Raw genomic sequence first — 17,599 nt, forward strand, 5'->3', positions numbered from 1 at the left:
TGTTTTCACGCGCCCCCCCCCGCCCGGGGGGGGCGCCCGGGGGGGGGGGGGGGGGGGGGGGGGGGGGGGGGGGGGCCCCCCCCCCCCGGCCCCCCACGCCGACCCCCACTGCTGCTCCTGCTGCCGGCGGCGGTCATCATGATCCCGCTGGTCGCCTACCCGATCTACCAGCTCGGCCTGCTGTCCGTGCTGGACTTCGGACAGGCGCAGGCCTCCGGCGGGGTGCCGACCAGCTTCGTCGGCTTCGGCAACTACCAGAAGATCCTGAGCGACGGGCAGTTCTGGTCGGTGCTGCTGCAGACGATCGGCTTCGCCGCGTTCTGCGTGGTCGCCACCCTGGCCGTCGGCGCCACCCTCGCGGTGCTGCTGACCAGGGTGGGCCGGGTGCCCCGGCTGGTGCTCACCACCGCCGCGATGGCGGCCTGGGCGGCGCCGGCGATGACCGGCTCGACGGTGTGGAGCTTCCTGTTCGACACCAACCTCGGCCTGGTCAACAAGACCCTGGTGAGCATCGGCCTGGACGGCTTCCACGAGTACAACTGGTTCTACGACAAGTGGACGGCGTTCCTCATCGTCGGCGCCGTGGTGGTCTGGCACTCCTTCCCGTTCGTCATGGTGACGCTGTACGCGGGCATCAAGGCGATCCCGACCGAGGTCCTGGAGGCGGCGGCGCTGGACGGCGCCGGCACCTGGGCCACCTTCCGCCGGATCACCGCCCCGATGCTCCGGCCGATCCTGACCATCGTGGTGATCCAGTCGGTCATCTGGGACTTCAAGGTCTTCACCCAGATCTACGTGATGACCGAGGGCGGCGGCATCGCCGGCCAGAACCTGGTGCTCAACGTCTACGCCTACCAGAAGGCCTTCGCCTCCTCCCAGTACGGGCTCGGCGCGGCCATCGGCGTGATCATGCTGCTGATCCTGGTGATCCCCACCGTCCTCTACATCCGCTCGCTGCGCAGGACGGGGAACGAACTGTGAACGCCCGAAGCCGCTGGCGCCTGGGCGCCAACACCACCGCCCTCCTGGTGGCCGCCGTCACCGCCTTCCCGATCTTCTGGATGGTGCTCTCGGCCTTCAAGCCGAAGGGCGAGGTGCAGTCGCTGAACCCGCGCCCGTGGACGGCGCACCCGACGCTGGAGAGCTTCCGCCAGGTCCTCAGCGTGGACGGCTTCGGCCGGTACTTCCTCAACAGCCTGGTGATCGCGCTGTCGGTGGTGGTGCTCTCCGCGCTGGTGGTCTTCCTCGCGGCGGTCGCGGTGACCAGGTTCAACTTCCGCTTCCGCACCACCATCATGGTGATGTTCCTGATCGCCCAGATGATCCCGGTCGAGGCGCTGACCATCCCGCTGTTCTTCATGTTCCGCGACGCGGGCCGGTTCGCCCCGGGCATCGGGCTCAACACCCTGGCCTCGCTGGTCCTGGTGCAGCTGGCCTTCTCGCTGCCGTTCGGGATCTGGATGATGCGGGGCTTCGTCGCCGCCGTGCCGGTGTCCATCGAGGAGGCCGCGCAGATCGACGGCGCGAGCCGGACCCGCATCCTGTGGACGATCCTGCTGCCGCTGGTCGCCCCCGGGCTGGCCGCGACCAGCGTGTTCTCCTTCATCGCGGCGTGGAACGACTTCGTCTTCGCCAAGACCTTCATCATCAGCGCGACCGACAACCAGACCCTCCCCTCGGCGCTGCTGGTGTTCTTCAAGCCGGACGAGAACGACTGGGGCGGCATCATGGCGGCCTCCACGCTGATGACCGTGCCGGTGCTGATCTTCTTCATCGCGGTGCAGCGCAAGCTGGTCTCCGGGCTGGCCGGCGCCGTCAAGGACTGAGACCCGGGCCTTGGCGGAAACCCCCGCGACGGAGGGGCTGCGGCGGGTATAGCGTCCGGTGCCGTGGAGGTGGGGTGCGTGGACCGGGAGCGTGCCGACGGGCAACTCGCGCAGATCGCCGAGACGGTGGGCCTCGCCCGCCGTCTCGGCTCCCGCGTCTGGCTGCGCGGCGGCTGGGCGATGGACTTCTTCCTCGGCGAGCAGACCCGCGACCACGAGGACGTCGACTGGTTCGTCCCGGTCGCCGACGCCCCCGCCCTCGCCGCCGGACTGCAGGCGCTCGGCTACCGTCCGGTCGCGGGCAGCCCGCCGGAGCAGCAGTTCGACGTCGTCAAGGACGGCCTGGAGTCCGGCTTCGCGCTGGTCGACCCGGCGCCGGACGGCCGGGTGCTGGTGGCCGGCGGTCCCTGGGCGGGGACGGCCTGGCCGGCCGGGCTGCTGGACGGGCCGCCGGGGCGGCTCGGCGGCCTGGTCTGCCCGATCGTCGCACCGGCGGCGCAGATCGAGATCAAGCGGATGATGCCGGTCTGGGACCCGCGCCGCCCGCGCCGGGCGAAGGACGCCGAGGACGTCGACCGCCTGCGGCGGGCGCTCAGGCGGCCGGCGTCCGCTCCGCCGACAGAACACCGACCAGGGTGAACGCCGCGCCGCCGTCGTCGCGGACCACCGCCCGCCGACCGAACGGGGTGGGCTCCGGCCCGGCCAGCACGGTTCCGCCGAGTTCCCGCACCCGCTCGACCGCGAGGTCGGTGTCGGCGGTCCCGAAGTGGACGGCCCAGCCGGGGTCGGGGTGCCGGGCGATCCCGCCGGCCGGCAGCCCGGCGACCCGGAACAGCGTGGCGCCGTCGCTCTCGCGGCCGTACGCGTAGCCGAACACCCGCCGGTAGAAGGCCCGGGCGGCCTCCGGGTCGGGGGAGTGCTGCTCGCTCCAGCTGAACGCGGCCGGCTCGTCGACCAGGCCCGCGCCCTGCCAGAGCAGCCCCTGCCGCAGGCCGAACACCGCTCCGGCCGGGTCGGCCGCCAGGGCCGCCCAGCCCTGCTCGGGCGGCACCTCGTACGGTTCGCGCAGCACCCGGCCGCCCGCCTCCCGCACCGCCGCGGCCGTCCGCCCGGCGTCGGCCACCGCCAGGTACGTCGTCCAGGACTGCTCGGCGCCGCGCGGCCGGGCGGTGAGGCCCGCGACCTGGGCGCCGCGCAGGGTGGCGACCGTCCAGCCGGGCAGCTCGACGAACTCCCAGCCGAACAGCCCGCCGTAGAAGCGCCGGGCCCGCCCGAGGTTCACCGCGCCCAGCTCGACCCAGCAGGGGACGCCCTCGTGGTACCTGCCCGCCTTCGGCATGCCGCGGCCTCCTGGGTCGGTGCGCCCGGTCGGTGCGCCGGGTCGGTGCGTCGGCGGCTCAGGAGACGCCGCGCGGCCGGAACTGGACGCTGATCCTGGGGCCCGCGGGCCGGGCCGTCTTCGGCACCGCGTGCTCCCAGGTGCGCTGGCAGGAGCCGCCCATCACCAGCAGGTCCCCGTGCCCGAGCCGGTGCCGCAGCACCGGTGCGCCGCCGCCCCGGGGGCGCAGCAGCAGCGGTCGGGGTTCGCCGACGGACAGGATCGCCACCATGGTGTCCTGGCGTGCGCCGCGTCCGATCCGGTCGCCGTGCCAGGCCACGCTGTCCCGGCCGTCCCGGTAGTAGCAGAGGCCCAGGGTGCGGAACGGCTCGCGCAGCTCCCGCGCGTAGTGCGCGCTCAGCGCCGCGCGGGCCTCGCCGAGCACCGGGTGCGGCGGGGCGTCCTCCTCCCGGTAGGAGGCGAGCAGCCGGGGGACGTCCACCGTGCGCTCGTACATCTCGCGCTGCTCGGCCCGCCAGGGCACGTCGGCGGCGAGCTGTTCGAACAGCCGGTCCGCCCCGTGCAGCCAGCCGGGCAGCAGGTCCACCCAGGCGCCGGCGCCCAGCACCTCCCGGTGCACGCCGGTCAGCGGCCCGAGGGCGGGCCCGGCCGGGCCCGGGTCGTCGAACAGGGACGGCTGGAGGTGGACGGCGGCGGTGGTGCGCATGGCCTCAGCCTACGTCGAGAATCGAACATGCATCCGAATGGGGTGGTCAGAGCGGGACGACCGTCAGCGTCCGCGCGAAGAAGTTGGTGACGTAGAGGCGGGCGCCGTCGGGGCTGACGGCGATGCCCCGCGGGCCGCCCGGCACGGCGATGGTGCGGACGGCGGCCCGGCCGGCGAGGTCGATCACGGAGACCGCGTCGAACGGGAAGTGGGCCACGTACAGCCGCTCGTTGTGCGGGTCGACGGCCACCCCGTACGGTCCCCGGTCGACCGTGATCACCTGGAGCGGTTCGGCCGGGGTCGGCCCCTCCACGGCGATGACCTCCGTCGCGTCGTGGACGGACACGGTGTTCGCGAAGTAGCTGCTGGCGTAGAAGCGGTTGCCGTCCGCGGAGGCCGCGAGGCCGACCGGGAAGTCGATGCCGGTCAGGGTGCCGTGGCTCTTGGTGAGCAGGTCGGAGACCATCACCTGGTTCTCGATGGCGTTGGCGATCAGTAACTGCTCGGGGTGGACGCTGATCGCCAGGCCGTACGGCCGGGCGCCCGTGCCGGTGCTGATGGCCTCCCGGCCGGTGGCGGTGTCGAACACCTTGACGAAGGTGGAGGAGTGCTCGGCGACGTACAAGCGCTCGCCGGCCGGGTCCACGGCCACCCCGTACGGGCCGACGGCGGCGGGGAAGGTCAGGGCGACGGTGTTCGCCGGGGTGTCGACGGCGGTGACCGTCCCGTCGAGGAAGTTGGTGACGTAGACCCGCCGGCCGTCGCTGCTCGCGGCCACGCTGTGCGGGCCCTCGCCCACGGGAATCGTCTCGAAGGTCTGGGAGCCGGCCCGATCCGGGCCGGCCGTCGGAGTGGTGGAGAGTGACATGGTCCGCTCTTCCCTGTGTCGGGTCCTCCGCCGGCCTTCGGCCGGGTGCGGCGCCGGGTGCCGCCGCAGGCGGCCGGGGAGCGTCCGGGGGCGCCGGCCGCCCGGTCCCGGTCGAGGGTCCGCGGGTGGTCGCCGCCCTTCGATCGTACGCCGACCGTGTGCCCGGTCCACCGGGCACACGGTCGGCCACGGCGGGGCCTCAGCGGAGGGGCGGTTCCGCGTCGGCGTCGCCGCCGCCGAGCCGGGCGTACACCTCCGGGCGGCGCGAGCGCAGCCGCAGGGCGAGGCCGACCCCGATCAGGAACACCACCGGAACCACCGACACCAGCGGCCAGTTGACCTCCGGTCCGGCCGCCGTGAACAGGTCGAGCCGCCAGACCACCAGCCCGGTCGCGCCGCACAGCAGCACGGTGGAGAGCAGCGGGGCGACCACCGTGCGGAACCGGCCCGCGCTCGCCGCGGCCGCCCGCTCGCGGCGGAAGAACGCGTACACGGCGAGCCCGGCCAGCGCCTGGAGCAGCAGGATGCCGACCACCCCGGGGGAGTTCACCCAGAGGAAGAACTGGTTGTACGGGTCGGCGCCGATCAGCGCGGCCACCACCACGGCGCCCGCCGCGAGCAGGCTCTGCGCGATCCCGCCGATCCACGGCGAGCGGTGCCGGGGGTGGATCCGTCCGAGCGCGGCCGGCGCGGCGCCCTCGGAGGCCAGCGCGTGGCCGTAGCGGGTGATGGTGTTGTGGAAGGCGAGCAGCGCGGCCAGCAGGCTGGTGACGATCAGGACGCGCTGCAGGTCCGTCGCCCAGCCGCCGACGTAGTCCGTCATCGCGGTGAAGAACATCCCGGCCGGGTCGGCGGTCGCGGCGGCCACCGCCCCGGAGTCGCCGAAGGCCTGCACGATCGTCCAGGTGATGAAGGTGTAGAACAGCCCGAGGAAGGCGATCGCCGCGTACGTGGCCCGGGGCACCGTGCGGTGCGGGGCGCGGGCCTCCTCGCGGTAGATCGCGGTGGCCTCGAAGCCCACGAACGCGGCGAAGGACAGGCCGAGCACGCCGCCCATGCCGCCGCCGGTCATGTGCGAGGGCGCGAACGAGGAGAGCGAGAGGCCGTGCGCCCCGCCCCGGGCCAGGATCGCGACGGCGAGCACCAGCAGGATCCCGGTCTCGGCGATCAGCAGCGCGCCGAGCACCTTGGCGCCGAGGTCTATCGAGCGGTAGCCGAGGAACCAGACCGCCGCGACCCCGAGCAGTGCCCAGAGCGGCCAGGGCAGGTCAAGGCCGAGCAGGTCCGCGGCGGTCTCCTGGGCGAAGTAGCCGAAGGCGCCGAACATGCCGATCTGGATCGCGCTGTAGGACAGCACCGCGAGCAGCGCGGCACCGAGCCCGGCGGGCCGGCCGAGGCCCCGGGTGACGTAGGCGTAGAACGCGCCGGCGTTGCGGACGTGCGCGGCCATGGTGGTGAAGCCGACCGCGAACAGGGCCAGCACCAGGCCGGTGGCCAGGTAGGCGGCCGGGGCGCCGATGCCGCCGAAGGCGATGGCGAAGGGCGCGACCCCGGCCATCACGGTGAGCGGTGCGGCGGCGGCCACGACGAAGAAGACGATGTCGCCGGTGCCGAGGACACCGCGTTCCAGCCCGGGTGCCGGTGCCGGTGCCGGCGGTGCGGCCGCGGGAGCGGTCGTGTCGGAGGGCAGGTGCATGGGGGAGCTCTCCTGGGGTCGTGCGGTCGAGGGTAGGGGAGGCCGTCCGGGTGGGGGGCGCGGACGGCGTGAACGGGTCCGGCGCGCGCCCGGGGCGCAGCGCCTTCGTCGCGGCGGCGGTCAGTGCGTGCGCCGGCCGCCCAGCCAGGTGCCCAGCACGGCGACCCCGGCCAGCTCGCCGGCCGGGACGGCGTACGGGTCGGCGGCCAGGTGCACCAGGTCGGCCCGCAGGCCGACCCGCAGCACGCCCCAGGCGTCCTCCTCGAAGGCCTGGTGCGCCACGCCCGCCGAGTAGGCGGCGAGCGCCTCGGCGAGCCCGATCCGCTCCTCCGGCAGCCAACCCCCCTCCGGCAGGCCCTCGGACGTCTGCCGGGTGACGGCGGTGGCCAGCCCGGCCAGCGGCTCGTACCGGGTGACCGGCCAGTCGCTGCCGAACGAGACCCGTGCCCCGCTGCGCAGCAGGGCGGCGATCTGGTACTGCCGGGCGCCGCGCTCGGGGCCGATCCGGGGCAGGGTCAGCTCGGTCATCAGCGGGTCCGACTGCGCCCAGAGCGGTTCGAAGTTGGCGATCACGCCGAGTTCGGCGAACCGCGGCAGGTCGGCCGGGTCGACCAGCTGGACGTGGGCGATCACCGGGCGGCGGGCGCGCGGTCCGTTGCGGCGCGCGGCGGCCTCGACCGCGTCCAGGGCGATCCGCACACCGTGGTCGCCGATGGCGTGGATGTGCGGCTGGAAGCCGAGCGCGTCGACGGCGGTGACGGCGTCGGCCAGCTCCGCGCCGGTCCAGTTGGCCGCCCCGTGCGAGTGCGGGCAGTCGCTGTAGGGCTCCAGCAGCGCGGCGGTGCCGGACTCCACGACCCCGTCGGCGAAGAACTTGACGGCGCGCGCGGTGAGCCGGCCGCCCCCGGCCGCCTCCACCCGCTCGCGGTCGGCGGCGAGCCGGGGGAGCCGCCCGCGCCAGCCGTCCGGTTCGAGCAGCAGTGCGAGGTTGGCCCGGACGGCGAGGCCGTCGTCGGCGACGGCGGCGATCCAGGTGTCCACCTGGGCGGGTTCGACCCAGGCGTCCTGGATCCAGGTCACCCCGGCGGAGGCGAGCACCCGGGCCGTCCCGCGCAGCGCGTCGACCTGCTCGGCGAGGGCGGGCAGCGGCACGAGGGCGAGCACGGGGTTGAGCGCGCCGAACTCGCGCAGGGTGCCGAGCGGGCTGCCGTCGGCGCGGCGGACGATCTCGCCGTGGGTCGGTTCGGGCGTGTCGGCGGTGTACCCGGCCCGCCGCAGCGCCTCGCTGTTGGCCCAGCCGGTGTGGTGGTCCATGGTGCGCAGCAGCACCGGCCGGTCGGGGACGACGGCGTCGAGCAGCGCGGCGTCGAACAGCCCGCCCTCGGCGAGCCAGGGGTCGAAGGCGTCGCCGGTGATCCACTCGGCCTCGGGGTGCTCCCCGGCCCAGACCCGGACGGCCTCGACCACCTCGGCCAGGCTGGTGCAGTCCCGGACCGGGACGCCGCGCAGGCCGAGTCCGCCGATCAGCGGGTGGACGTGGCCGTCGCCCCAGGACGGCAGCAGGGCGCCGCCGGCCAGGTCGACGGTCTCGGTCCGCTCGTCGCGCAGGGCGTGTGCCGCCACGCCGAGGGCGGTGATCCGCCCGGCGGTCACGGCGAGGGCGTCGGTGACGGGGCGGGCCGGGTCGCCGGTGTGGATCCGGCCTCCGGTGAAGAGCGTGTCGGCGCGCATGCGGGTGCGTCCTCTCCCGGTGCGGTCTGGTGAGACCTGGTTAACTGAATGGGATTCGGTAACCGTAGGCGCGGCCGGCCGGGGCGCGGAAGAGTTTTATTGAAAGTCATTCGATTACGTTTTCATTACGATGATCTTGCGCGATGATCGTAGGGCCGCGCCGCGCGGCGACACCGCCATCGCCGAGAAGGACGGAAACCCCATGGCCAGGCCGCGCACACCCCTGCTGGACCGGCAGCGCATCGTGCACACCGCGCTGCGGCTGGTCGACGAGGCCGGCGACCTCACCATCCCGGCCCTCGCCGGCGCGCTCAAGGTCAGCCCCTCGGCGCTCTACCACCACGTCACCGGGCGGGCCGAGATCGTCGCCCTGATGCGGGCCGAACTCGTCCGGGTCATCGGCGAGCGCTCGCTCTGGGACCGGCCGTGGGACGAGGCGCTGCGCGGCTGGGCCCGCGCCTACCGGGAGGCCTTCGCTGAGCACCCCGGCATCATCCGGCTGCTGGCCACCGCGCCGCTCGCCGAACCGTTCATGCACGAGCTGTACGAGCGGGCCGTCGGCACCCTGGAGGCGGCGGGCTTCGCGCGGAAGGACGTGATGGGGGTGATCACCGCCCTGGAGAGCTTCATCCTCGGCTCGGCGCTGGACCTCGTCGCGCCCGCCGTCATGGTCGACGCCGTCGACCGCGGGGCGACCCCGCGACTGGCCGAGGCGCTGGCCGCCGTCCCGACCGGGCGGCACCGTGCCGACCAGGCCTTCGAGGTCGGGCTCGCGGCACTGATCGCCGGCTACCGCACGCTGCTGCCGGCCGGTCGCGCGGCGGGGGCGGCGGCGCCGGATCCGATTTCTGACCAGGCGTGATGGCCTGCTAGTGTTCTTCTCGTCGAGAGGGAACGATCTTCGCGGAGCGGGGATCGGGACCGGTTCGACCAGGCGTCAGCGGTGCTACCAGAGCACGCCCTACTTTCAGTAGGGAGAGTCCGTGCAACCCGGGCCTGGCGCTCCATCGGAAGCGGCCGTCCCCCTACGGGGGGCGGCCGCTTCGTCGTTCCCCGGGTGACTCCGGGTGAACCTGGGGCGGCGCCGGGCGGCGTCGCTCCTATCGCAGCCGACGGCCGAAACCCATCGAGGCGGCCGACAATCGGCCAACGTCCCGCGCCAGGTGGATCGTTCGTTCGTGCGGCGCACGAGTGTGCGGTCAGCGGTGATGCCGTACCGGTGGATCGGATGCGGCGTCAAAGGATGGCTGAAAGCTGACCGTTGTGGTGTGAATATGCCATTGGAACGTTCGTTGAATGGATTCCACCAGTAGCCTTCCGTGTCGAACCCGCCACGGGTCGTGGCAGTCCGGCCGGCGTCCGGCGGCCATGCCCCGCTGCGCCGTTTCCTCCCCGAACCCTCCGAAGGAGCCCGAGTGCCGGGTATCGACGAGTGCCTGTCCCGGGCGATGGCGATCGCCGGGGCCCGCGCCGCCAGTCTGGTCGACTGGAGCAGCGGGCTCGCCCTGGGCAGTGCCGGAGTCAGTCCGACCGGCGACCACGACACCACGGCCGCCGAGGCAACCGACCTGGTACGGGCGGCCGTTGAGAGCGCGACCTTCACCGCCGCCGAGGACCGCGCGGCACCGCTGCAGGACATCATCCTGACAGCCGGCCGCAGTTACCACCTGTTGTGCTTCATCGACACCGTCTTCGACAGCCGGCTCGTCCTGCACCTCTGGCTCGACCGCGCCGAGGGCAACCTCGCCGTCGCCCGCTTCCGCCTCCAGTCGCTCGCCGAGGAACTGGTGCTCGGATGACGAACCGAGGTGCGAACCCCGTGCCGGACTCCGCCGGGCGCTCCGCCGCCGTCGGGTTCCGGCCACCGGACGGGTCCGCCGCGCACCCGGTCGCCGCCGAACCCGGCTGGACCCCCGGCGCGGCCGTCGAACGGCTCGCCCGGGAACGCGCCACCGGCGCCCTGCGCGGGCCGGCCGGCACCGTCTACCTCGTCGACGGCCTGGTCGCCCACGCCGAGTCCGACCGGGCGCCCGACCTCGCCACCCTGCTCACCGCCTGCGGCCGGCTCACCCCCGAGACCTGGCGGGAGGCCGTCCACCGGTTCGGTCCGCACGCCCGGGTGGGCGAGGCGCTGGTCGAGCAGGGCCGGCTGACGCGCGGCGAGCTGGAACTCTGCCACCTCGGCGCGCTCTACGACGCCGCCTGCTTCCTGCTCGACGGCCCCGACGGCCCCGACGGCCTTGACGGTCCCGACGGTCCCGACGGCTCTGGCCCCGCCGACGGCCCGCCCGCCCCCGCCGCCCCGGGTCGCTGGACCTTCGCGCCCGGCGTCCGGCACTGGCTCGGTCCGGTGGCCGCCGTCGGCGCCCACCGGCTGCGCCGGGAGGCCGAACGGCGGCAGCACCTGCTGGACCGGATCTGGCCCTCGGCGCAGTTCGACACCGCGCCGCTGCGCCGGACCGCCGCCCAGCCGACCGCCGCCGCCCCCGGACGCCACGCCCGCCGGCTCCGCCCGCCGACCCGGCGCCAGTGCGAGCTGCTCGACCACGCGGACGGCCGGAGAACCCCGGCGGAGCTGGCCCGGCTGCTCGGCCGCTCCGCGTTCGCGACCACGGCGGACGTCCGCCGGCTCGCCGCCGCCGGCCTGCTGGCCGGCCCCGACACCGGGTGCGCGGTCGGCGCACCGGGCGCGGCGGGCACGACGCCGGGGACGACCGGCGGGGTACCGGCGCCGCGGGACCCCGGCGGGCTGCACCGGCGGGTACCCGGTGCGGCGCTCGCCGCCCTGGCCGGCGAACGGGGCGGGCCGGACCCCGCCGCCGCTCCGCCCACCGACACCCACCCGGACATCGCGCTGCTGATCCGGGTCCGAACCCTTCTGGAGGCCCGACTTTGAACCACTCTCCGCCCGCGACCCCGCCCTCACGGACATGAGGCGGGCGCTCAAGCAGCGTGTCGGAAGGAGACAACTGATCGCCTTGGAGACCGAGCTGCTGGCCGAACTCCGCGCCATCAGGCACCGCTTGCCGCACCTCGCGGGCGGTCTGGTGGCCAGTGTGGACGGATTGCTGGTCGCCCACGACACCCACGGGGCCGAGCCTTCGAGCCTGGCGGCGATGACGGCCGCCTCGCTCAGCCTGGCGCAACGGCTCGCCGACAGCACCGGGCAGGGCGAGTTCCGGGAGTCGCTGGTCCGCGGTGAGAACGGCTACGTCGCCACCTACGCGGCCGGCGGCAGCTGCGTGCTCACCCTGCTCGCCCACCCGGAGGCGAACATCGGCCGCCTGCACCTGGAGGCCCGCCGTTCCGCCCAGCGGATCGCCGCGCTCCTCAACGACGCGCTGCTGCCCAAGGACGCCCGGGAGCTCTGACGGGCCCGGCCGTCCGGCCCCCTGCTTCCCCGACCCACCGCATCGATCCACCGATCCATCGACTCATCGACTCATCGACGAACGGGAGACACCGAGATGACCGACGCCGCAGGCGCGCTCAAGCAGGCCATGACCGTGATCGAGGGCGCCATCGGCGCGGCCCTGGTCGACTACAACAGCGGCATGGCGCTGGCCACCCTCGACGGCCCCGGCGGCCTCGACCTCAACGTGGCCGCCGCCGGGAACACCGACGTGGTGCGGGCCAAGATGCGCACCATGGACATGCTGGGCCTCAGCGACGGGATCGAGGACATCCTCATCACCCTCAGCAGCCAGTACCACCTGATCCGCCCGCTCGCCAGCCGCACCGGCAAGGGCCTGTTCCTCTACCTGGCGCTGGACAAGGGCCGGGCCAACCTGGCGATGGCCCGTCACCAGCTCACCAGGATCGAGGCGGAGCTGGAGGTCTGAGCGCGGTGGGCTCCCCGGAGCAGGCGACCTCGCCGCCGGGGAGCCCCGCGCAGACCGTGCCGTCGGGCGTGACCACGCGCCACGGTGCGATCAGCGCGTGCGGCGGGACGGACAGCGCCGCGCCGCCCCGGCCGCCCTGGCCGTCCCCACCGGTGAAGGCCAGCTCCAGTCCTCCGGCCGGGGTGATCAGGGCGGAGCCGACCGTCCGGCCGACCAGAGCGAGCAGTGGTCCGGTGGGCCGGAAGGTCAGCGCGGGGTAGAAGAGGCTGACGCCCGTCGGCCCGGTGACGCGGAACTCGTGCGTCACCCGGACGGTCACCGGCCCGTCGAGCACGAGGTCGAGCCGGTCGCCGCCGCCGACCGCCGTCACCCGGCGGCCGGTCAGGGCGGCGCCGAGGCCGCCCCCGGCGCGCGTCGTGTGCTGCGTGTTCTGCATGCGGCCAGTGTGGACCGGCGGGACGCCGCCTGTCCCGTCCTCCGACCGGCGGGCGCGCTCAGCCGGCCGGGTGCCCGCCGACCAGCTCGGCCGGGCCGCCCGGCCGGTCCCGCGCCGCCAGCGCGGCCGCCGTCCGGGCCCAGGACGCCGGCGTCAGCAGCGCCCGCGCCTCCACCGGGTCGCAGAGCCGCCACTCGACCAGCTCCTCCTCGGCCAGCACGATCGACGCGAACCGCTCGTCCGCCACCGTGCCGCCGTCGAACAGGTACACCAGCACGGCGGTCTCCCGGACCGCCGCCGGGTCCGCGGCCCGGCCGGGCAGCCAGTCCAGTGCCAGCAGCCTCCCCGGCTCGCAGGACCAGCCCAGCTCCTCGCGGACCTCGCGGCGGGCCGCCGCCCGGGGCAGCTCCCGGTCCGCCTCGATGCCGCCGCCCGGCAGGGTCCAGTACGGCACCTCGCCGCCCGGCAGGTCCCACGGCCGCTGCCGCACCAGCAGGACGCGGCCCGCCCGGTCGGTGAACACCGTGCGGGCCTTGGCCCGGATCCGCGGCAGGCTCGCGATGTACGCCGCCCGGTCCAGCAGCGGCGGCGCTTCGGCCGGCGGCGCGGGGTCCGCCTCCCGGGGCCAGTGCTCGGACAGCTCCGACAGCCCCGCCTCGCCCGTGTACGCGGGGGCCGGGACCGGCGTCAGGTGGTCGAGCGCGTGCCCGACCGGCTGGCCGTTCTCCAGCTCCAGCGGCGCGGCGGCGCGGGGCGCCCGCAGACAGGCCGCCACCCGCCGGGAGAGCCGCGGCGGCAGCGCACGGCCCGCCCGGTCGGGCGTCAGCCACGCCCAGCCGCCCACCTCGGCGCGGTCCGGGGTGAACGCCGCCGCCTGCTCGGGCGTCAGCGGCTCGGCCCAGTACAGGTGGGCGGCGATCGGCGGGCGGTCGTGGTCCAGCGTCCAGTCCAGGCAGGCCAGCGCCCCGAGCCGGGGCGTGAACCCCAGCTCCTCCTCGATCTCCCGCACCGCCGTCCGGCGCGGCGAGCCGTCCTGGGGATCGCAGCCCCCGCCCGGCACGGCCACCGGATGCTTCCGGTTGTACGGCAGCCGCACCAGCAGCACCCGTCCCCGCTCGTCCGGGAACAGCACTCCGGCCGCCGCCAACAACTCTTGCCCCGAACCCGCCTCGACCACGATCCGCACTCCCTCCGCCGCGCCGTCCGGAGCTGAGGACATCGCGCCCCGCCCCTCCGGTTCCCCGCCTCTCCGATTCCCCGCCCGCCGCAGGCGTCCGGCGACGTACGGGGTGGAGTGGGAAGTCGGTGCGGCCGACTTCCCACTCCCGCCTGCGCCGCCTGCTTCGCCTACTCCGTCTGCTCGGCCTGTCCCGTCGGCTCGGGAGGGAGGGCGGCGAGGGCGGTGGTGGTGGCGTGGGCCATCCGGCGGTCCTGGCGGTCGGTCGCGCCGCGGAGGCGGGCGAAGCCCTCGACGGCGGCGAGGGCGACCAGGCCCGGGAGGAGGTCGGTGCTGCGGTCGGCGACCCAGCGGGTGCCCTTGGTGGCCATCCACCGGACGTCGGCCAGGGTGCCGGGCGGCGGGTCGGCCGGTTCGGGGGCGGGGGCCGGGCCGAGCGGGCGGCCGGCGGCGGTGAGCAGCTCGTGGAACCCGCGGGCGATCAGGTGGTGGCCCTCGGCGCTCGGGTGCAGGCGGTCGACGCTGAGCAGCCGGCGCTCCGCCGTCCAGGGCAGTTCGGCGATGTGCAGGTGGACGGCCCGGTGACGGGCGGAGAGCGCGTGCACCACGGTGTTCACCGCGCGCATCCGCCGTGCCAGCGGGCGGGCGAGCGGGCGGGGCAGGCGCAGCAGGGCGCCCGGGTCGGGCAGGCAGGCGGTCAGGACCACCGCGCCGCTGTCGGTGAGCCGGCCGAGGACGGTGTCCAGCGCCAGGGTGGTGCGGCCGACGTCGAAGCCGGACCGCAGGGTGTCGTTGCCGCCGGCCACCACGGCGGCGAACCGCGGCCGCAGGCCGAGCGCGGCGGGCAGCTGCTCGGTCGTGAGGTCGGTGGTGAGCGCGCCGCTGCGCGCGAGGTTGGTGAAGTCGACCCCGGTCTGCGGCGGGGCCAGGGACCGGGCGAGCAGGGCCGCCCAGCCGCGCCACCCGTCGGCGATCGGGTCGCCGATGCCTTCGGTGAGCGAGTCGCCGAGGGCCACGAAGCGGACCGGCTCGCCGGTCCGGCGCGCGCCCCCGAGGGTTGCGCCGTGCGCGGCATCCGGTACGGTGCCGCCTCCTCCGTCCACTGTCGTGATGGTGTTCATCGGATCTCCCACCCGTCCGTGCTGTTCTGTTCTGTTCCGTGCCGTTCTGTGCCGCCCCGCTCCGCCGCCCCGCCGTGGGCCCGGACCCGCCTCAGCGGGCGGTGACGGGCGCCGCGCCGTGGGCGGCGAGGAAGGCCGCCACGGCCATGGGCCAGCCGTACCGCTCGGCCTGGGCGCGGGCGGCGGCGCGCCGGGCCGGTTCGGGGCGCGCGAGGAGTTCGCGCACCGCCACCGCGAACCCCGCGCCGGTCGGTTCGGCGGCCACGCCGGCCGTGCCGATCAGCTCGGGCAGGGCGGAGCCGCGGTGGACGGCGACCGGTGTGCCGCAGGCGAGCGCCTCCAGCGCGGCCAGTCCGAAGGTCTCCACCGGCCCCGGCGCCAGCACCGCGTCCGCGCAGCCGAGCAGCCGGGCGACGGCCGCGCGCCCGGCCAGGTGGCCGAGGAGGTGCACCGGCAGCCGCTCCCGGGCGGCCCGGGCGGCGAGCCGCGACCGCAGCGGCCCGGTGCCGGCCACCGCCAGCACCGCGTCGACCCCGGCGGACCGGAGCGCGGACAGGGCGTCGAGGGCGAGTGCGGGCCGCTTCTCGGGGGCGAGCCGGGAGCAGAGCACCAGCAGCACCTGCCCGGGGGCCGCGTACCGGGCCCGCTCCGCCGCCCGGTCGGCGGCGGACCGCGGGCACAGGGCGGCGAGGTCCACGCCGAGCGGGGCGCGCGCGAGGTTCCGCACGCCCAGGCGGCGGAACTCGGCGGCGGCCCAGTCGGTCGTGCAGATCACCGTGTCGTACGACCGGGAGGTCCGGGAGTTGAGCCGGTTCGCGGCCGCGTCGGCGACCGGGCCGGGCACGCCCCAGGTCCGCAGCACGCCGACGGCGCTCTCGTGCGACACCATCGCCGCGCGCACCCCGTGCCGCCGCGCCCAGGCGCCGGTCCAGCGCAAGGTGGTGCGGTCGGAGACCTCCAGCCGGTCCGGGGCGAGCCGTTCGAGCTCGGCGGCCACCGCCCGGCGGTCGGTGAGCAGCCGGTAGCCGCCGCTGCCGGGAACCACGGGGCCGGGCAGCGTGACGACCAGTCCCTGTTCCTCCTCCTCGGCGGCGCGCCGCTCCCCGGGCACGACCAGCACCGGGGTGTGCCCGGCGGCCCGGTAGCCCGCGCCGAGGTGGCGCAGCGCGGTGCGCAGTCCGCCGGAGACGGGGCTGACGAAGTTCGCCACCCGGACGATCCGCAGCGGTCCGGTGGTCATGCGGGCAGTTCCTCCGTCAGCGGGGCGGTGGGACCGGGGGAGCCGGCCGGTTCGGGGGAGGCGGCCGACCCGTCCGTCGCGGGCGCTTCGACCGGCGGTGCCTCCGCCGCCCCGCGGTGCTCCGCGAGCACCTCGGCGTAGTGCCGCAGCAGCAGGTCCCCGACCGCCTCCCAGGTGCGGGCGGTCACCTCCGCCCGCCCGGCGCGCCCGTACGCGGCCCGCAGCTCCGCGTCCCCGGCCAGGGCGGTCACCGCCCGGGCCACCGCCGCGCCGTCGCGGGGCGGGACGAGCAGGCCGGTGCGGTGGTGCGCGACCAGGTCGAGCGGGCCGCCGGCGGCCGGGCCGATCACCGCGACCCCGCTGGCCATCGCCTCCTGGATGGTCTGGCAGAACGTCTCCAGCGGCCCGGTGTGCACGAAGACGTCCAGGGTGGCGAAACATCGGGCCAGTTCCTCGCCGGTGCGCCGGCCGAGGAAGACGGCGCCGGGCATCGCGGACTTCAGCCCGGGCGCGGACGGCCCGTCGCCGACGATCACCACCCGCACGCCGGGCAGCGTCGCGGTCTCGGCGAGCAGGTCGACCCGCTTCTCCGGCGCGAGCCGTCCGACGTAGCCGACCAGCACCTCGCCGCCGGGGGCGAGCGCCCGGTGCAGCGCCTCGTCGCGGTGGCGCGGGTGGAAGCGGACCGAGTCCACGCCGCGCGGCCACAGCTGGACCCGGGCGACCCCGTGCGCGGTGAGGTCCTGGGCGGCGGGGGTGGACGGCGCGAGCGTCCGGGCGGCGAGGCCGTGGACGGCGCGGATCCGGTGCCAGGCGGCCGCCTCGCCGAGCCCGCGCCCGGCCCGGTAGGCGTGCGCGTACCCGGCGAGGTCGGTCTGGTAGACGGCGACGACGGGGACGCCGAGCCGGGCCGCGACCTGCGCGCCGCGCGCGCCGAGCACGAACGGGCTGGCCAGGTGGACGAGGTCGGGGCGGTGCCCCTGGATCGCGGCGGAAAGCCGTCGGCTGGGCAGCGCGATCCGGACCTGCGGGTAGCCGGGCAGCGGGACGGAGGGGACGTGCACCACCGGCAGCCCGTCCGGCACGCCGCCGGCGCCGAAGGTGTGCGAGGGGCTCTGCGCGCCGCGCGCGGGCGCCGGGGTGACGACGAGCGGCTGGTGCCCCCGGCGGAGCAGGTGCTCGGCGGTCCGCAGCACGCTGTGGGCGACGCCGTTGACCTCGGGGGGAAAGGATTCGGTGACGATGACGACACGCATGCCTGTGTTCTGTCCGCGCCCGGCGTGCACGCGGCCAAAGGGATCTGTCGTACAAACGAACGCGGGTCGGCGAATTGTCCCGCCGACCCGCGTCGTGCCCGGTCGTGCCCGGTCCTGCGCGGTCCCGGGCGCGGCCGAAGTCCTCAGGCCGGTCCGGCGGCCGTCTCCTTCAGCTCCGCGTACGGCGCGAGCCTGCGGATCGACTCGATGCTCTTCAGGCAGTCGTCCCGGTTCTCCTCCGGGTCGCCCGTCACGACGATCGATCCGTTGCTCGCCTTGAGCCGGAACCGGTGCATGCCGCTCTCATCGGTGTACAGCTCGAACTTTCCCGCCATGGCAGTCGACACCTCTCGTTCAGGAA

Annotated in this window: 19 protein-coding genes; 8 read left to right on the forward strand and 11 right to left on the reverse strand. The window is 75.5% G+C overall.

Annotated features, from left to right (window positions below; translation table 11 throughout):
* The 3 genes from ACFC0B_RS26435 to ACFC0B_RS26445 all read left to right on the forward strand — a co-directional run.
* Positions 1–981, forward strand: a 981-nt coding sequence (locus ACFC0B_RS26435; RefSeq protein ID WP_376090607.1) for a carbohydrate ABC transporter permease, incomplete at its 5' end; no start/stop codon positions are given.
* On the forward strand, positions 978–1,826 hold the full coding sequence (locus ACFC0B_RS26440) for a carbohydrate ABC transporter permease (protein ID WP_376090610.1): 849 nt from the start codon (positions 978–980) through the stop codon (positions 1,824–1,826). The genes ACFC0B_RS26435 and ACFC0B_RS26440, both read left to right, overlap by 4 nt.
* Before the next feature lie 78 nt (positions 1,827–1,904).
* Entirely contained in the window at positions 1,905–2,465 is a 561-nt protein-coding gene (locus ACFC0B_RS26445; RefSeq protein ID WP_376090613.1) for a nucleotidyltransferase domain-containing protein, read from the forward strand.
* On the opposite strand, the gene ACFC0B_RS26450 is transcribed toward ACFC0B_RS26445, so the two are convergent.
* The 5 genes from ACFC0B_RS26450 to ACFC0B_RS26470 all read right to left on the reverse strand — a co-directional run bounded on the left by ACFC0B_RS26450 (position 2,419) and on the right by ACFC0B_RS26470 (position 8,166).
* Positions 2,419–3,165: a VOC family protein gene (locus tag ACFC0B_RS26450; RefSeq protein ID WP_376090616.1), complete on the reverse strand. Its 747-nt coding sequence runs from the start codon at positions 3,163–3,165 to the stop codon at positions 2,419–2,421. The two genes, ACFC0B_RS26445 and ACFC0B_RS26450, sit on opposite strands and share 47 nt — an antisense overlap.
* A gap of 58 nt (positions 3,166–3,223) precedes the next feature.
* Complete coding sequence (locus ACFC0B_RS26455) at positions 3,224–3,871, reverse strand: alpha-ketoglutarate-dependent dioxygenase AlkB (RefSeq protein ID WP_376090619.1); 648 nt, start codon at positions 3,869–3,871, stop codon at positions 3,224–3,226.
* 46 nt (positions 3,872–3,917) lie between these two features.
* Entirely contained in the window at positions 3,918–4,739 is an 822-nt protein-coding gene (locus tag ACFC0B_RS26460) for a hypothetical protein (protein ID WP_376090622.1), read from the reverse strand.
* A 199-nt stretch (positions 4,740–4,938) separates the two neighbouring features.
* Entirely contained in the window at positions 4,939–6,435 is a 1,497-nt protein-coding gene (locus ACFC0B_RS26465; RefSeq protein WP_376090625.1) for an APC family permease, read from the reverse strand.
* Between the two features lie 120 nt (positions 6,436–6,555).
* Positions 6,556–8,166, reverse strand: coding sequence for an amidohydrolase (locus ACFC0B_RS26470; protein ID WP_376090628.1), 1,611 nt, complete (start codon positions 8,164–8,166; stop codon positions 6,556–6,558).
* A gap of 136 nt (positions 8,167–8,302) precedes the next feature.
* Here ACFC0B_RS26470 and ACFC0B_RS26475 point away from each other — a divergent pair, with 136 nt between their 5' ends.
* From ACFC0B_RS26475 to ACFC0B_RS26495, 5 genes are all read left to right on the forward strand, one after another.
* Entirely contained in the window at positions 8,303–9,028 is a 726-nt protein-coding gene (locus tag ACFC0B_RS26475) for a TetR/AcrR family transcriptional regulator C-terminal domain-containing protein (protein WP_376090631.1), read from the forward strand.
* Between the two features lie 553 nt (positions 9,029–9,581).
* Positions 9,582–9,965: a hypothetical protein gene (locus tag ACFC0B_RS26480; RefSeq protein ID WP_376090634.1), complete on the forward strand. Its 384-nt coding sequence runs from the start codon at positions 9,582–9,584 to the stop codon at positions 9,963–9,965.
* The gene (locus ACFC0B_RS26485) at positions 9,962–11,062 is read left to right on the forward strand and encodes a transcriptional regulator (protein ID WP_376090637.1); all 1,101 of its coding nucleotides are present in this window, start codon (positions 9,962–9,964) and stop codon (positions 11,060–11,062) included. Before ACFC0B_RS26480 ends, ACFC0B_RS26485 begins: the two co-directional genes overlap by 4 nt.
* Before the next feature lie 82 nt (positions 11,063–11,144).
* On the forward strand, positions 11,145–11,537 hold the full coding sequence (locus ACFC0B_RS26490; RefSeq protein ID WP_376090640.1) for a roadblock/LC7 domain-containing protein: 393 nt from the start codon (positions 11,145–11,147) through the stop codon (positions 11,535–11,537).
* Between the two features lie 96 nt (positions 11,538–11,633).
* The gene (locus ACFC0B_RS26495; RefSeq protein ID WP_376090643.1) at positions 11,634–12,008 is read left to right on the forward strand and encodes a hypothetical protein; all 375 of its coding nucleotides are present in this window, start codon (positions 11,634–11,636) and stop codon (positions 12,006–12,008) included.
* Here ACFC0B_RS26495 and ACFC0B_RS26500 read toward each other — a convergent pair.
* The 6 genes from ACFC0B_RS26500 to ACFC0B_RS26525 all read right to left on the reverse strand — a co-directional run bounded on the left by ACFC0B_RS26500 (position 11,977) and on the right by ACFC0B_RS26525 (position 17,573).
* Positions 11,977–12,444, reverse strand: a complete 468-nt coding sequence (locus tag ACFC0B_RS26500; RefSeq protein WP_376090646.1) for a DUF6188 family protein — start codon at positions 12,442–12,444, stop codon at positions 11,977–11,979. The two genes, ACFC0B_RS26495 and ACFC0B_RS26500, sit on opposite strands and share 32 nt — an antisense overlap.
* A gap of 58 nt (positions 12,445–12,502) precedes the next feature.
* Positions 12,503–13,663 carry an NUDIX domain-containing protein gene (locus ACFC0B_RS26505; protein ID WP_376090649.1) on the reverse strand — a complete coding sequence of 387 codons (1,161 nt, stop codon included), beginning with the start codon at positions 13,661–13,663 and terminating at the stop codon, positions 12,503–12,505.
* A 128-nt stretch (positions 13,664–13,791) separates the two neighbouring features.
* Positions 13,792–14,742 carry an SGNH/GDSL hydrolase family protein gene (locus tag ACFC0B_RS26510; protein WP_376090652.1) on the reverse strand — a complete coding sequence of 317 codons (951 nt, stop codon included), beginning with the start codon at positions 14,740–14,742 and terminating at the stop codon, positions 13,792–13,794.
* A gap of 91 nt (positions 14,743–14,833) precedes the next feature.
* Positions 14,834–15,982, reverse strand: a complete 1,149-nt coding sequence (locus ACFC0B_RS26515) for a glycosyltransferase (protein ID WP_376090655.1) — start codon at positions 15,980–15,982, stop codon at positions 14,834–14,836.
* Positions 15,979–17,238 carry a glycosyltransferase family 4 protein gene (locus ACFC0B_RS26520; RefSeq protein WP_376090658.1) on the reverse strand — a complete coding sequence of 420 codons (1,260 nt, stop codon included), beginning with the start codon at positions 17,236–17,238 and terminating at the stop codon, positions 15,979–15,981. The genes ACFC0B_RS26515 and ACFC0B_RS26520 overlap by 4 nt, the downstream gene beginning before the upstream one ends.
* Before the next feature lie 143 nt (positions 17,239–17,381).
* Complete coding sequence (locus tag ACFC0B_RS26525; protein WP_376090661.1) at positions 17,382–17,573, reverse strand: YegP family protein; 192 nt, start codon at positions 17,571–17,573, stop codon at positions 17,382–17,384.
* Between the last annotated feature and the right edge of the window lie 26 nt (positions 17,574–17,599).

The sequence above is a fragment of the Kitasatospora sp. NPDC056184 genome, from assembly GCF_042268405.1.
GTDB lineage: Bacteria > Actinomycetota > Actinomycetes > Streptomycetales > Streptomycetaceae > Kitasatospora.